The sequence below is a fragment of the Uliginosibacterium sangjuense genome, from assembly GCF_059132465.1.
Window position 1 is genome coordinate 4,110,497 of record NZ_CP101132.1, and the last position, 14,608, is coordinate 4,125,104.

12 protein-coding genes are annotated in these 14,608 nt (G+C 68.1%); all 12 read left to right on the forward strand.

Features of this window, described 5'->3' with window-relative positions; translation table 11 throughout:
• Positions 1-5 precede the first annotated feature (5 nt).
• Positions 6-2,171 carry an MtrB/PioB family decaheme-associated outer membrane protein gene (locus NMB43_RS19105; RefSeq protein WP_494349760.1) on the forward strand — a complete coding sequence of 722 codons (2,166 nt, stop codon included), beginning with the start codon at positions 6-8 and terminating at the stop codon, positions 2,169-2,171.
• Between the two features lie 16 nt (positions 2,172-2,187).
• Positions 2,188-3,156 (forward strand): cytochrome c3 family protein, encoded by a 969-nt coding sequence (locus tag NMB43_RS19110; RefSeq protein WP_494349761.1) that lies wholly within the window; start codon positions 2,188-2,190, stop codon positions 3,154-3,156.
• Positions 3,149-3,763 (forward strand): cytochrome b/b6 domain-containing protein, encoded by a 615-nt coding sequence (locus NMB43_RS19115; RefSeq protein WP_494349762.1) that lies wholly within the window; start codon positions 3,149-3,151, stop codon positions 3,761-3,763. Before NMB43_RS19110 ends, NMB43_RS19115 begins: the two co-directional genes overlap by 8 nt.
• Positions 3,764-3,792: 29 nt before the next feature.
• Positions 3,793-4,149: a c-type cytochrome gene (locus tag NMB43_RS19120; RefSeq protein WP_494349763.1), complete on the forward strand. Its 357-nt coding sequence runs from the start codon at positions 3,793-3,795 to the stop codon at positions 4,147-4,149.
• A gap of 255 nt (positions 4,150-4,404) precedes the next feature.
• Positions 4,405-4,497 carry a potassium-transporting ATPase subunit F gene (locus NMB43_RS19125; RefSeq protein WP_494349764.1) on the forward strand — a complete coding sequence of 31 codons (93 nt, stop codon included), beginning with the start codon at positions 4,405-4,407 and terminating at the stop codon, positions 4,495-4,497.
• Positions 4,494-6,278 carry a potassium-transporting ATPase subunit KdpA gene (gene kdpA / locus NMB43_RS19130; protein WP_494349765.1) on the forward strand — a complete coding sequence of 595 codons (1,785 nt, stop codon included), beginning with the start codon at positions 4,494-4,496 and terminating at the stop codon, positions 6,276-6,278. Before NMB43_RS19125 ends, kdpA begins: the two co-directional genes overlap by 4 nt.
• A 139-nt stretch (positions 6,279-6,417) precedes the next feature.
• Positions 6,418-8,514 carry a potassium-transporting ATPase subunit KdpB gene (kdpB, locus tag NMB43_RS19135; protein WP_494349766.1) on the forward strand — a complete coding sequence of 699 codons (2,097 nt, stop codon included), beginning with the start codon at positions 6,418-6,420 and terminating at the stop codon, positions 8,512-8,514.
• Positions 8,514-9,125, forward strand: coding sequence for a potassium-transporting ATPase subunit KdpC (gene kdpC / locus NMB43_RS19140; protein WP_494349767.1), 612 nt, complete (start codon positions 8,514-8,516; stop codon positions 9,123-9,125). Before kdpB ends, kdpC begins: the two co-directional genes overlap by 1 nt.
• A gap of 93 nt (positions 9,126-9,218) precedes the next feature.
• Complete coding sequence (locus NMB43_RS19145; protein WP_494349768.1) at positions 9,219-10,229, forward strand: magnesium transporter CorA family protein; 1,011 nt, start codon at positions 9,219-9,221, stop codon at positions 10,227-10,229.
• Positions 10,230-10,235: 6 nt separating this feature from the next.
• On the forward strand, positions 10,236-12,914 hold the full coding sequence (locus tag NMB43_RS19150) for a DUF4118 domain-containing protein (RefSeq protein ID WP_494349769.1): 2,679 nt from the start codon (positions 10,236-10,238) through the stop codon (positions 12,912-12,914).
• Positions 12,911-13,597 (forward strand): two-component system response regulator KdpE, encoded by a 687-nt coding sequence (gene kdpE / locus NMB43_RS19155; RefSeq protein ID WP_494349770.1) that lies wholly within the window; start codon positions 12,911-12,913, stop codon positions 13,595-13,597. The genes NMB43_RS19150 and kdpE overlap by 4 nt, the downstream gene beginning before the upstream one ends.
• Before the next feature lie 61 nt (positions 13,598-13,658).
• Positions 13,659-14,600 carry a sensor domain-containing diguanylate cyclase gene (locus tag NMB43_RS19160; RefSeq protein WP_494349771.1) on the forward strand — a complete coding sequence of 314 codons (942 nt, stop codon included), beginning with the start codon at positions 13,659-13,661 and terminating at the stop codon, positions 14,598-14,600.
• The last annotated feature ends 8 nt before the right edge of the window (positions 14,601-14,608 follow it).

Consider the following 14,608-nt stretch of genomic DNA (forward strand, 5'->3'; position numbering starts at 1 on the left):
ACACCGTGGATCGCAGACATCATCGCCCCTTGCGCCGCACGGCGCTCTCCGCCGCGCTGCTGACCGCGCTGGGTACGGCCAGTGCCGAAGACGCCGAGGTCGCCGCGCTCACCAAACCGGAAAGCTGGGTCTCCGTGGGCGGCGGCAACTGGTCGGCCGGGCGGCCGCAACAAGGCATCTACGACGGCATGGGCGACAAGGGCTTCTACGGCCTGCTCGATGCCGACATCCGCACGCGCGACGACGAAACCGGCACCTGGCTCAACTTCACCGGTACCAACATCGGGCTCGACACCCGCGAGCTGCGCGGCGAGTACCTGCGCCAGGGGCGCTTTGGCGCCTTCTTCGAATACAGCAAGACGCCGCGCGACAACCCCTACACCATCAACACACGGCTGCAAGGCATCGGCAGTACCAACCTGGTGACCGGCACCAATCTGGGCGCCGCGCCGCTGCAGGAGGTGGAACTGGGCACGGTACGCGAGATGTTCCGCCTGGGCGGCCACACCAACCTGATGCCGGGCCTGAACCTGAAGCTGGACTTCAAGAATGAAGAGAAGACCGGCACCCGCCAGACCGGCTGGGGCAGCGCCGCGCTGTTCTCGGTGGAGCCGATCGACAGCACCACCCAGCAGCTCGACGCGATCCTCGACTACAGCGGCGAGCGTTTCCAGGTCGCCGGCGGCTACTCGGGCAGCCGTTACGACAACAACAACCCGCAGGTCCTGCAGCGCCTGTTCGGCGTCACGGGCGGCACCAACGCGAGCTTCAACGCGGTCACGCCGCTATCGCAGCCGCTCAGCAACACCGCCCACCAGCTCTTCACCGATGGTGGCTACAGCTTCAACCAGAACACCCGCGGCACCTTCAAGGCCGCCTACACACTGGCCAGGCAGGACGAGAACCTGCCCTCCTCCACCCTCACCGGCGCCAACGCGCCCTTCGTGGGCGCCCCGGCCAAGCTGGACGGCGAGGTGCGCACCACCCTGCTGCAACTGGGCCTCAGCTCACGCCCCCTGCCCAAGCTCAACGTGGTGGCCAACCTGCGCTACTACGACCTGGACGACCGCACACCGCTGGCCGGCTTCGTCGGCAACAACACCACGCGCGTGGCGACGGTCTACAACACGCCGCAGTCCTACACCACCAACTCCGGCAAGCTGGAGGCAACCTACCGCCTGCCGCAGCACTTCAACCTCACCGGTGGCGTCGATTACTCGGCGCAGAACCGCTCGGCCCCCACCGCTGGCACGGTCTATGTTCCCTACCGGCAGCAGATGGACGAGCTGACCTACCGCGCCCAGGTGCGCCGCTCGATGGGCGAGAGCCTCAACGGCAGCGTGGCCTACTTCCACAGCAAGCGCGGCGGTGGTGGCCTCACGGCGGCCGACGGCACCAACCCGTACTCGAATCAGGTCAATCCGATCCACGTGGCCGACCGCAACCGCGACAAGTGGCGCCTGCAATTCGACTGGGAGGCGATGGAGCACCTGGCGCTGCAGTTCCGCTTCGACCATGCGCGTGACACCTACCCGGACAACGGCCGCCCCTACGGCCCCAGGGACGGCACAGCCCAGGTCTATGCGCTGGACGCCAGCTATGCGTTCAGCGAAGACTGGGTGCTCGCCGCCTGGTATGCACGCGACATCAACAAGACCCGCCAGACGAGCTTCCGACAGGCCAGCACGGGCTCGGCCAACGCCGTCATCGACAGTCAGACGCGCGACGCCGGCGACTCGGTGGGCATGTCGCTGCGCGCGCAGGTCACCCCGCGCATCAGCGGCAGCCTGGGCATCGACTGGTATCGCACCGGCACTTCCTACGCGCAGGACTTCGCGCTGAGTGGCGCCGGCAACACTTATCCCAACAACACGGGCGGGCCGCTGGCTGACATCAACACCAACCTGCTGCGCTTCAAGTTCGACACCACCTATGCCATGAGCAAGTCGTCCGACCTGCGCTTCGACCTCGTGTTCGAGCGCTGGCACACCGACGACTGGACCTGGGAACTGGCCAACGGCGCGCCCTTCTCCTACTACTCCGGCACCCAGGCCTGTACCGGCTGTACTGGCGCGGGCTATACCGGGGTGGTGGACGGCACCACGGTGACGGCCAAGGACAAGCAGATCTCCACCTTCATTGGCCTGCGCTACATCTACAAGTTCCAGTGAGCCCGCGCCACGATTCATGCCCGCCCCGACGATGACCCGCCTGTTGCACCTGATCACCGCCGGGGCCTTGGCCGTGCTGGCCAGTGCGGCGAACGCGCAGACCGGCCCCAGCCCGGAAGCCATCGAGAAGGCGCGGCTCGCCAACGAGAAGTGCTTCGCCTGCCATTCGGAAGAAGGCGTCAAGCATCCGCCGGTGGAGGGCCTGGACCTCAAGAAGCTGCGCGAGACGGTGCGCGAGCGCGCCAGCTTCCTGGCCTCGGACCACGGCCGGCTGGCCTGCACCAAGTGCCACAACGAGGGCTACGACGAGCACCCGCACGCCGCCGACGCGCGCGACATGACCAGCACCTGCAGCGACTGCCATGCGCGCAAGGCCGACCTGATCCAGGCCCAGTTCGACAAATCGGTGCATGCCAAGAACATGGCCGACACCTTCACCTGCACCACCTGCCACGACCCGCACCTGATGCGCGTGGCCGCCAAGCTGGGCGATCCCGGCAAGATCGTGGCGCAGGACAACCGGGTATGCCTGGGCTGCCACGACTCCGACCAGACCTTCGCCCGTTTCGCCCCGGAGAAGAAGACACGCCCACTGATCGACGAGATCCATGCCTGGCTGCCCAATACGCGTCTGCACTGGCAGGCGGTGCGCTGCGTCGAGTGCCATACGCCGCTCAGCCAGGACATGCTGTCGCACGAGATCCTCGACAAGGACAAGGCGGAACGCAAATGCACCACCTGCCACTCGGCCGACAGCGCCTTGAACCTGCGCCTGTACCGCCATCTCGCCAGCGAGGAGCAGAACCGCTTCGGCTTCCTCAACAGCGTGATCCTCGGCAAGTCCTACGTGGTCGGCGCGACGCGCAACGTGGTGCTGGACAACATCCTGATCGTGCTCGGCGCACTGACCCTGCTCGGCGTGCTGGGGCACGGCCTGCTGCGCTTCGTGGCCTGGCGCCTGCGACGGAGGAATCGCCATGAGTGAGCGCATCTACCTGCTGCCGCTGTGGATCCGCCTGTGGCACTGGAGCAATGCCCTGCTGATCCTGACCCTGGGGGCCACCGGCCTGAGCCTGCACTTCGCCCGCCCCGAAGGCGCGCTGATCGAGTTCTCGCTGGCGGTGCGCATCCACAACGTGGCCGGCGTGCTGCTCGCCTGCCTCTATACCTTCTTCGTGATCGCCAACGCGGTGAGCGGCAACTGGTGGCAGTACGTACCCAAGCCACCCGGCATCCTGGCGCGCTGCTGGGCGCAGACGCGCTACTACTGCTGGGGCGTGTTCAAGGGCGAGCCGGAGCCCTTCCCGGTCACGCGCGAGGTCAACTTCAACGCGCTGCAGGCGCTGATCTACTGGCTGATCATGTACATCGTGATGCCGCTGGTCATTCTCAGCGGCCTCGTCTACCTCTATCCGCAGCTCGCGCCAGACAAGCTGTTCGGCCTCGACGGCCTGCTCCCGGTCGCCCTGCTGCACTACCTGTCGGCCGTCGTGATCCTGCTCTTCGCCATCGCCCACATCTACCTCGGTAGCATGGGCCTGCGCGTGAGCAGCCTCTACAAAACCATGATCACCGGCTGGCACGAACACTGAGCTTTCCAGTCCCCACCCCGGAGAACGCCATGTCCAAGCCCACCACGCCCCTGCGCCTCATCACCTCCCTCCTGGGCCTCACCGGCCTGCTCGCCAGCGCGCCCGGCCACGCCGCCGACGCGGCCGCCGCCGAAGCCCTGGCCAAGAAAGAGGGCTGCCTCAAGTGCCACGCCATCGACAAGAAGAAGGAGGCCAAGTCCTTCCAGGAGATCGCGACCAAGTACAAGGGCAAGGCCGATGCCGACGCCAAGATACTGGAGCAGCTCACCACCAGCCCCAAGGTCAAGTTTGAGGACGGCACCGAGGAAGAGCACAAGGCGCTCAAGACCAAGAACAAGGCGGAGATCGACAACCTCATCGCGTGGATCCGCTCGCACGCCAAGTAAGCCCCCTGACCGCCGCCGGCCCAAGTGAGGGCCGGCGCACCTGATGCGCGTCTTTACGCAATCCTTACGCCGACCCCCGGCGTCTTGACGTCGACTTTACGGCCCCCCTCCTAGAGTTCGAAGCAGGAGAGCACGTCCGCTCTCCCCTGCTGGAGAACTCACCATGTCCGAAACCCTGGTCCTGACGCTGCTGGCGATGCTGATCGTCAGCGCCGTCCTGCTCGTGGCCGGCTGTCGCCGCCTGGAGGCCCGCAAATGAGCCTGCTCTACTGGGGCGCGGCGCTCGTCGCCGTGCTTGTCTTCGCTTACCTCCTGAGTGCGCTGTTCAACGCGGAGGACATGTCGTGAACCACTCCGCCATCCTGCAGGTGGGTCTCTACCTGCTGATCCTGTTCGCCATGGCCTGGCCGCTGGGGCGTTACCTTGCCGCGCTGTTCGATGGCAGCCTCGCACTGCGCCGGCCACGCCTGGCCGCCGCTGCAGGCCGGCTCTATCGCCTGCTGGGCGTGCGCCCGGACGCCGACATGCCGTGGTGGCGCTACGCCGTCGCGCTGCTGGTGTTCAACATCATCGGCCTCGTCTTCCTGTACGCCTTGCAGCGCCTGCAGGCCGTGCTGCCGCTCAACCCGGCAGGCATGGCAGCAGTGGAGCCGGGCTCGGCTTTCAACACCGCGGTGAGCTTCGTCACCAACACCAACTGGCAGGGCTACAGCGGTGAAGCGACGATGAGCCATCTGACCCAGATGCTGGGCCTGGCGGTGCAGAACTTCCTCTCCGCCGCCACCGGCATCGCCGTGGCAGTGGCGCTGATCCGTGGCTTCGCACGCCGCTCGGTGGCCGGCATCGGTCACGCCTGGGTGGACCTCACGCGCGCCACGCTGGGCGTACTGCTGCCGCTGTCGACCGTGATTGCGCTGTTCCTGGTCAGCCAGGGCGTGGTGCAGAACTTCGCCGCCCCGCAGGAAGTCACGCTGCTGCAGCCGGTGGAGTACAGCCAGCCGAAGCTGGGCGAAGACGGCAAGCCACTGGTGGATGCCAACGGTCAGGTCGTGACCGAGACGCTCAGCGCCACCACGCAATCCCTGCCCATGGGGCCGGTCGCCTCGCAGGAGGCGATCAAGATGCTGGGCACCAACGGTGGCGGCTTCTTCAACGCCAATTCGGCGCATCCCTATGAGAACCCGACGCCGCTCTCCAATCTGGTACAGATGCTCGCCATCTTCCTGATCCCAGCCGCGCTGTGCTTCGCCTTCGGTCACATGGTGGGCGATATCCGCCAGGGCGTGGCGGTGCTGGCCGCGATGACGGTGATCTTCCTCGCCATGGTGGCGGTGACGGTATGGGCCGAAGGCCAGGCCAACCCGCTGCTGACCGCGCTGGGCATGGAAGGCGCGGGTGGCAACCTGGAAGGCAAGGAAGTTCGCTTCGGCAGCCTGCAATCGGCGCTGTTCGCGGTCATCACCACGGCCGCCTCCTGTGGCGCGGTCAACGCCATGCATGACAGCTTCATGCCGCTGGGTGGACTGGTTCCGATGTGGCTGATCCAGCTCGGCGAAGTGGTGTTCGGCGGCGTCGGCGCGGGTCTCTACGGCATGCTGCTGTTCGCTATCGAAGCGGTGTTCCTGGCCGGCCTGATGATCGGCCGCACGCCGGAGTACCTGGGCAAGAAGATCGAGTCGTATGAGATGAAGATGGTGTCCCTCGCCATCCTCGCCACCCCGCTGCTGATCCTCGGCGGCACGGCGATCGCCGTGGTCACGCCGGCGGCCGTCGCGAGCATGGCGAATCCGGCTGCGCACGGCTTCTCGGAAGTGCTGTACGCCTTCTCCTCGGCGGCCAACAACAACGGTTCGGCCTTCGCCGGGCTGTCGGCCAACACCCCCTTCTTCAACAGCATGCTGGGTCTGGCCATGTGGTTCGGCCGCTTCACCGTGATCGTGCCGGTACTGGCCATCGCCGGCCACTTGGCGGCCAAGCCGCGCCTGATCGAATCGGCCGGCACCTTCCCCACGCACGGCCCGCTGTTCGTCGTGCTGCTGGTCGGCACCGTGCTGCTGGTCGGTGCCCTGACCTACCTGCCTGCCCTGGCGCTCGGCCCGATCGTCGAGCACCTGCAACTGTTCCACTGAGCGCGACATGAACACCTGACTCACTCATCGTCATCCCCGCGAACGCGGGGATCCACTTCTACGTGCCGATCGCTGGGAAAGTGGATTCCCGCTTGCGCGGGAATGACGAGTCAGATGGCTGAATCGAAAGGTATATGACATGAGCAATCCAAACATACTGCCACTGTTCGACCCCAGGCTGGTCAAGCCGGCCCTGGTCGAATCCCTGCGCAAGCTGTCGCCGCGTGCGCAGTGGCGTAACCCGGTGATGTTCGTCGTGTGGCTGGGCAGCCTGCTGACCCTGCTGCTGGCGATCGGCGTCACCCTCGGCAAAGTGCCCGCCAGCGAAGGCTCGGCCGGCTTCGTGTGGGCCGTCAGCCTGTGGCTGTGGTTCACCGTGCTGTTCGCCAACTTCGCCGAGGCGCTGGCCGAAGGGCGCGGCAAGGCCCAGGCGGAAGCCCTGCGCGGCCTGCGCCGCAGCACCTGGGCCAAGGTTCTGAAGGAACCGAAGCATGGCGCGCAATGGCTGCCGCGCGAGTCGAACGAGCTGCGCGCCGGCGACGTGGTGCTGGCGATTGCCGGCGACACCATCCCCGGCGACGGCGAGGTGATCGAGGGCGTGGCCTCGGTGGATGAGTCCGCCATCACCGGCGAGTCGGCGCCGGTGATCCGCGAGGCGGGCGGCGATTTCTGCTCGGTGACGGGCGGTACCCGCGTGCTATCGGACTGGCTGGTGATCCGCATCGGTAGCAATCCGGGGGACGCCTTCCTCGACCGCATGATCGCCATGGTGGAATCCGCCAAGCGCGGCCGCACGCCCAACGAGATCGCCCTGACCATCCTGCTGGTGGCGATGACCCTGGTCTTCCTGTTCGCCTGCGTGAGCCTGCTGCCCTTCTCGCTCTACAGCGTTGCAGCGACCGGCCAGGGGGCACCGATTGCCCTCACCGCGCTGGTGGCCCTGCTGGTGTGCCTGATCCCCACCACCATCGCCGGCCTGCTGTCGGCCATCGGCGTGGCCGGCATGAGCCGCATGATGCAGGCCAATGTCATCGCCACCTCGGGACGCGCGGTGGAGGCCGCCGGCGACGTGGACGTGCTGCTGCTCGACAAGACCGGCACCATCACCCTGGGCAACCGCCAGGCCAGCGCCTTCATCCCGGCACCGGGCCTCACCGAACGCACGCTGGCCGATGCGGCGCAACTGGCTTCGCTGGCCGACGAGACCCCCGAGGGACGCAGCATCGTGGTACTGGCGAAGGACAAGTTCAACCTGCGCGGCCGCGAGTTGAATGACGCCGTCTTCGTGCCCTTCACGGCCCAGACGCGCATGAGCGGCGTGGACATCACGGGCAGCGATGCCCAGCAACACGGCAAGCGCCACATCCGCAAGGGCGCCGCGGAGTCGGTGCGCGCATGGGTGGAAGAACAGGGCGGGCGCTTCCCCGACGCAGTGGCGCGCGCCGTGGAAGATGTCGCCAAGCGCGGTAGCACCCCGCTGGTCGTCGCCGATGGCATCGAAGTCGTGGGCGTGGTCGAGCTCAAGGACATCGTCAAGGGTGGCATCCGCGAGCGCTTCGCCGCGCTGCGCCGCATGGGCATCAAGACCGTCATGATCACCGGCGACAACAAGCTCACCGCAGCCGCCATCGCGGCCGAGGCCGGCGTCGACGACTACCTCGCCGAGGCACGACCCGAGGACAAGCTCAAGCTGATCCGCGACTACCAGGCCCGCGGCCATCTGGTCGCGATGACCGGCGACGGCACCAACGACGCCCCGGCGCTGGCCCAGGCCAACGTCGCGGTGGCGATGAACTCCGGCACGCAGGCCGCCAAGGAGGCCGGCAACATGGTCGACCTCGATTCCAACCCGACCAAGCTGATCGAGATCGTCGAGACCGGCAAGCAGATGCTGATGACGCGCGGCGCGCTGACCACCTTCTCGGTCGCCAACGACGTGGCCAAGTATTTTGCCATCCTGCCGGCAGTGTTCGTGGCGACTTATCCGCAGCTCGGCGCGCTGAACCTGATGCAGTTGGGCAGCCCCATCTCGGCCATCCTGTCGGCGGTGATCTTCAATGCCCTGATCATCGTGGTGCTGATCCCGCTGGCCCTGCGCGGCGTGCGCTACCGCCCGCTCGGCGCCGCCATCCTGCTGCGCCGTAACCTGCTGATCTACGGCCTGGGTGGCGTGCTGCTGCCCTTCCCCTGCATCAAGCTGATCGACATGCTTCTGACATCAATGGGAGTTGCCTGATGAACACCGCCATTCAACCCACCTCCACCTGGCGCACCCTGCTCGCCGAGCTGCGTCCGGCCCTGCAGGTCTTCCTGTTCCTCACCCTGCTGACCGGCATCGCCTACCCGCTGCTGCTCAGCGGCCTCGCGCAAGGTCTGTTCCCGCACCAGGCCAACGGCAGCCTGGTCCTGCGCGAAGGCCAGCCGGTCGGCTCCAGCCTGATCGGCCAGCCCTTCAGCGACGCGAAATACCTGTGGGGCCGCCCCTCCGCCACCGGACCGATGCCCTACAACGCGCTGGCCTCCAGCGGCTCCAACCTGGGCCCGCTGAACCCGGCACTGAGTGAGGCGGTGAAGGGCCGCATCGAGGCCTTGCGCGCCGCCCACCCGGGGCAGACCGGCGCGGTGCCGCAGGACCTGGTCACCGCCTCGGCCTCCGGCCTGGACCCGCACATCTCGCCCGCCGCCGCGCAGTGGCAGGCGCAACGCATCGCCGACGCACGCGGCCTGCCGCTGGCCCGCGTGCAAGAGCTGATCGCGGCGCACACCGAGGCCCCCAGCCTGGGCCTGCTGGGCGAAGCGCGCGTCAACGTGCTGGCGGTCAACCTGGCGCTGGATGCCACACGCTGAGCGTCGCGCCGCCGGTGCCGCCCGGCCAGGGCCACTCCGGCGGCGCGTTCTGGGGCACACTGCCGACGTTCCTGACTGTCAGCGAGGGCGAGGGTGAAAGCGAGCTATGACTTCGTGGAGGGCGAACTGCGGGCCTGCACCGCCGCGACTGCCCCGGTGCGCGTCTATGCCGCGCCCAGCGCCATCGAGCGCGAGGAGCTGATGGCCTTCCTCGGCCTCGACGCCTACGACCTGAACGCCGCGCTCGACCCGGACGAAGTGCCGCGCCTGGAGATCAGCCACGACATCACCACCCTGATCTGGAAACGCCCCTGCAACGTCTCGGTGACCGAGCAACTGCGCTTCGAGGTCGCTTCGGCCGCGGTCTTCCTGCGCGGCGACACCCTGGTCATGGTCACCGGCGACGCCCACCTGCCCTTCGACGAGCGCGAGTTCCGCGCCATGGTCGATGTGCGCGACCTGCTGCTGCGCCTGCAACTGCACACGGTGCATCACTACCTGGGGCACCTGCGCGTCATCAAGCAGCTCACCAGCGAACTGGGCAACAAGCTCAGCGGCTCGATGGAAAACCGCTACTACCTGCAGATGCTGGCCCTGTCCGAAAGCCTGATCTATTACGTCGACGGCATCGAGGGCAACATGGCCGTGCTGAGCAAGCTGCGCAGTGCCTGCCAGCGCCTCGGCCTGTCGCCCGAGCAGGTGGAGGCGCTGCACGACATCAGCCTCGACACCCAGCAGTGCGCACGCCAGGCGGGCATCTACAGCAGCGTGCTGTCGGGCCTCATGGACGCCCGCGGCACCATCATCAACAACAACGTCAACACCCTGCTCAAGAAGCTGACCCTGATCAGCGTGATCTTCCTGCCGCTGAACCTGCTCGCCAGCATCGGTGGCATGTCCGAGTTCAGTGCGTGGACCAGCGGCCTCGACTGGCGCCTGTCCTACGGCGGCGTGCTGCTGGGCATGGCCCTGCTGGCCTGGCTGCTGTGGGTGGTGCTGCAGCGCCTGGTGGAGCAGCGCAGCAGCCTGCGCCCACCGCTCCGCCCCGCGGCCCGCCTGCGCCAGTACTGGCGGGCCTTCTGGCAGCGCCGCCTGTCTAGCTGAACCCGCATGGACCCGGACACGCGCCCCGACCCCGACCGCCTGCTCGCCGCGCTGGAACGCGAGGAAGCACGTGCCGCCCGTGGCCGCCTGAAGATCTTCTTCGGCGCCTGCGCCGGCGTCGGCAAGACCTACGCCATGCTCAGCGCCGCCCGCCAGCGCCTGCAGGAGGGCAACGACGTGCTGATCGGCGTGGTCGAGACGCACGGCCGCGAGGACACTGCCGAACTGCTCGACGGCCTGCCCCAACTGGCGCGGCGCGAGATCGCCTATCGCGGCCGCACGCTGACGGAATTCGATCTCGACGCGGCGTTGGCGCGCCGCCCCGCGCTGATCGTCGTCGATGAGCTGGCCCACACCAACGTCGAGGGCAGTCGCCACCGCAAGCGCTGGCAGGACGTGGAGGAATTGCTGGCGGCCGGCATCGAGGTGTGGACCGCGCTCAACGTGCAGCACCTGGAGAGCCTCAACGACGTGGTGGGCGGCATCACCGGCATCCGCGTCGCCGAGACGGTGCCGGACCGCGTGTTCGAGCAGGCCGACGAAGTGGCGCTGATCGACCTGCCGCCCGAAGAGCTGCAGGCGCGCCTCAAGGCCGGCAAGGTCTATCTCGGCGAAGCCGCCGCACGCGCCGCCGACAACTTCTTCCGCACCGGCAACCTGATCGCCCTGCGCGAGCTGGCCCTGCGCCGCACCGCCGATCGCGTCGATGCGCAGATGCGCGCCTGGCGCGCCGAGCGCGCGATCCAGCACGTGTGGCAGACGCGCAACCGGCTGATCGTGTGCGTCGGTCCCGGCCCCGGCAGCGACACCCTGGTGCGCCATGCCGCGCGCATGGCCTCGCACCTGCAGGCGGAGTGGATCGCGCTGGCGGTGGAAACACCGGACATGGCGGGCGCCAGCGCCGAGCTGCGCGAGCCGTGTCAGCGTGCCCTCAAGCTCGCCGCCTCGCTGGGTGCCGAGGTGTGCACCCTGTCGGCGGCGGACGCGGCCGAGGCCATCCTGCGCTTCGCGGTCAACCGCAACGCCGGCAAGCTGCTGCTCGGGCGGGCGCGACGCAATGCCTGGCAGCGCCTGCTCCACCCCTCCCTGCTGGACCGTCTGGCCGCGCACGAACACGAGCTGGAACTGGTGGTGGTGGGGCTCGCCGCGCCCCCCGCGCCGCCGCCCCCCTCGCGCCGCCTGCCCCTGCAATGGGCCGGCTACGTGTGGGCGGTGGCGGCCTGCGCGCTCACCACCGTGCTGGCCGGTCTGCTGCTGTCGGTGTTCGACCTGGCCAACGTGGTGATGGTGTTCCTGCTCGCGGTGCTGGGGGTCGCCCTGAAGTTCGGCCGTGGTCCCGGCGCGCTGGCCGCCTGCCTGGCGGTCGCCGCCTTCGACTTCTTCTTCGTGCCGCCGCGCCTGACCTTCACCGTCAACGACACCCAGTACTTCTTCACCTTCGCCCTGATGCTGATCGTCGCCCTGGTGATTGGCCAGCTCGCCGCCCGTCTCAAGTTCGAGGCGGTCACCGCCACCACGCGCGAGCACCGCTCGATGCAGCAGGCCGAACTGTCGCGCGCCCTGTCGGCCGCGCTGTCGACCGAGCAGATCGTGACCGTCGCCACCCAACGCCTGGCCGGCATGTTCGATACCTCCGTCATCATCTTCCTGCCGGACGGCGAAGGCCGCCTGCACCCACCGGCCAGCCACGATCACAGCATCGAGGCGCTGGGCGACCTCGCCGTCGCGCAATGGGTGTTCGACCACGAACAGGCGGCCGGACACGGCACCCAGACCCTGCCCGCGGCGGCGGCACGCTACTTCCCGCTGCGTGCGCCGATGCGGGTACGCGGCGTGCTGAGCCTGGCCGGCGCCGGCCTGGCCCGTCTCGACGAACCGGAACTGGCGCGCATGCTGGACAGTTGCGTGGCGCAGATCGCCCAGGCCCTGGAGCGCGTGCACTACATCGAGGTGGCGCAGGACGCGCTGGTCACGATGGAGTCCGAGCGCCTGCGCAACTCCCTGCTGGCCGCCGTGTCGCACGACCTGCGCACCCCGCTGACCGGCCTGGTGGGCATGGCCGACACCCTCGCCACGCGCGCGGCGCGCGATCCGGGCGAGCAGCAGCTCCTGCACGACATGCGCGACACCGCGCACCGCCTGGTGGCGCTGGTCACCAACCTGCTCGACATGGCGCGCCTGCAGACCGGGCATGTCAAACTGCACCGCGACTGGTGCGCCATCGAGGAAACCATCGAGACCGCCACCCGCCAGCTCGCCGGCGCACTCGCCGGTCATCACCTGCGCACCCGACTCGCGCCCGACCTGCCCTTGTGCGAGTTTGACCCGGTGCTGATCGAGCGCGTGCTGGCCAACCTGCTCGACAACGCGGCCAAGTACACCCCGCCAGGCAGCCACATCGAGATCGCCGCCGAGGCAGGCGACGGGCTGCTGCGGGTGCGGGTGGAGGATGACGGCCCCGGTCTGCCGCCCGGCGACGCCAGCCGCCTGTTCGACAAGTTCGCGCGTGGCAGCCACGAATCGGTGCAGCCCGGTGTCGGGCTGGGGCTGGCCATCTGCCGCGCCATCGTCGAAGCCCACGGGGGCCGCATCGAGGCGCACAATCGCGGCGCTGGCGGCGCCTGCTTCAGCTTCAGCCTGCCGCTGGGCCACGCGCCCGACAGCCCACTTCCGGAGGCCGCATGAACCCGCATCGTGTGCTCGTCATCGAAGATGATCCCGTCATCCGCCGCTTCGTGCGCAGCGCGCTCGAAGCCGAGGGCTGCAGCGTGTTCGAGGCCGACACCGCGGCACGCGGCCTGGTCGAGGCCGGCACGCGCCAGCCGGCGCTGCTGATCCTCGACCTCGGCCTGCCCGACCGCGACGGCCGCGAGCTGATCCAGGACCTGCGCCACTGGTCGCAGGTGCCGGTGATCGTGCTGTCGGCGCGCAGCCAGGAGGAGGAAAAGGTCGCCGCGCTGGATGCCGGCGCCGACGACTACCTGGTCAAACCCTTCGGCGTGCCCGAGCTGCTCGCCCGCGTGCGGGCACAACTGCGCCGCGGCGCCAGCCTCGGCGAGGAAGCGCAGCCCGTGTTCAACTTCGGCGAAGTCAGCGTGAACATGCTGGAGCGCCGCATCACCCGCGGTGGTGAAGAGCTGCACCTGACCCCCATCGAGTACCGCCTGCTGCTGGCCCTGATCCGCGGCCAGGGCCGCGTGCTGACCCACCGCCAACTGATGCTCGACGCCTGGGGCCCCGGCTACGCCGAGCGCACCCACTATCTGCGCATCTACATGAAACAGTTGCGCGAGAAACTGGAACGCGATCCCGCCCAGCCCGAACACCTGCTGACCGAGACAGGCGTGGGCTACCGCCTGCAACACTAAGCACGTGTCGTATCGGCTACGATAGACGGGCCCGCCCCCGGGCTCACCACGCAGCACCGTCATGCCAGAGAATTCAGTCCCGATGCAGCCCGACGCGGGCGTCTACAAGACTCTTCTTGAGTCGACCAAGGCCATCCCCTGGAAGATCGACTGGCAAAGCTTGCGCTTCGCCTACATCGGCCCGCAGATCGAGCCCCTGCTGGGCTGGCCGGCCGATAGCTGGCTCACGGCCGAGGACTGGGCCACGCGCATCCACCCCGAGGATCGCGAGCGCGTGTTCAACTTCTGCGTCGCCCAATCGCAGGCCGGCGTGGACCATGAGGCGGACTACCGCGCGCTCAAGGCCGACGGCGACTACGTGTGGATCCGCGACGTGGTGCACGTCATCCGCAACGAGGCGGGCGAGACGGAATCCCTGGTCGGCTTCATGTTCGACATCAGCGAGCGCAAGCAGACCGAAGAGGCCTTGCTGCTCCTGCAGCGCGAGCTGGAAGAGTTGTCCTTCAAGGACGGGCTCACCGGCGTGGCGAACCGCCGCATGTTCGACTCCATCCTGGAAGTGGAATGGACCCAAGCACGCCGCAATGCGCGCCCGCTCTCGCTGCTGATGATCGACATCGACCACTTCAAGCAGTACAACGATCACTACGGCCATATCGAGGGCGACGAGTGTCTCAAGCGCGTCGCCCGTGTGCTGAGCGGCGCTGCGACACGCTCACGCGATTTCTTCGCACGCTACGGCGGCGAAGAGTTCATCCTGGTACTGCCGGAGACAGACGCCAGCGCCGCGCACAAGATCGCCGAGCGCTGCCGCTGCCTGATCTTCAAGGAACAGATCGCCCACGGCGCTAGCGGCGCCGGTGCGGTGCTGAGCATCAGCATCGGCGTGGGCAGCGTGATCCCGGCACACCACGAGCAGGCGCTCGACTTCGTGACACGCGTGGACCAGCGCCTCTATGCCGCCAAGCAGGCCGGGCGCAATCGCATCGCGGGCGGCGACTAGGGCCGCTC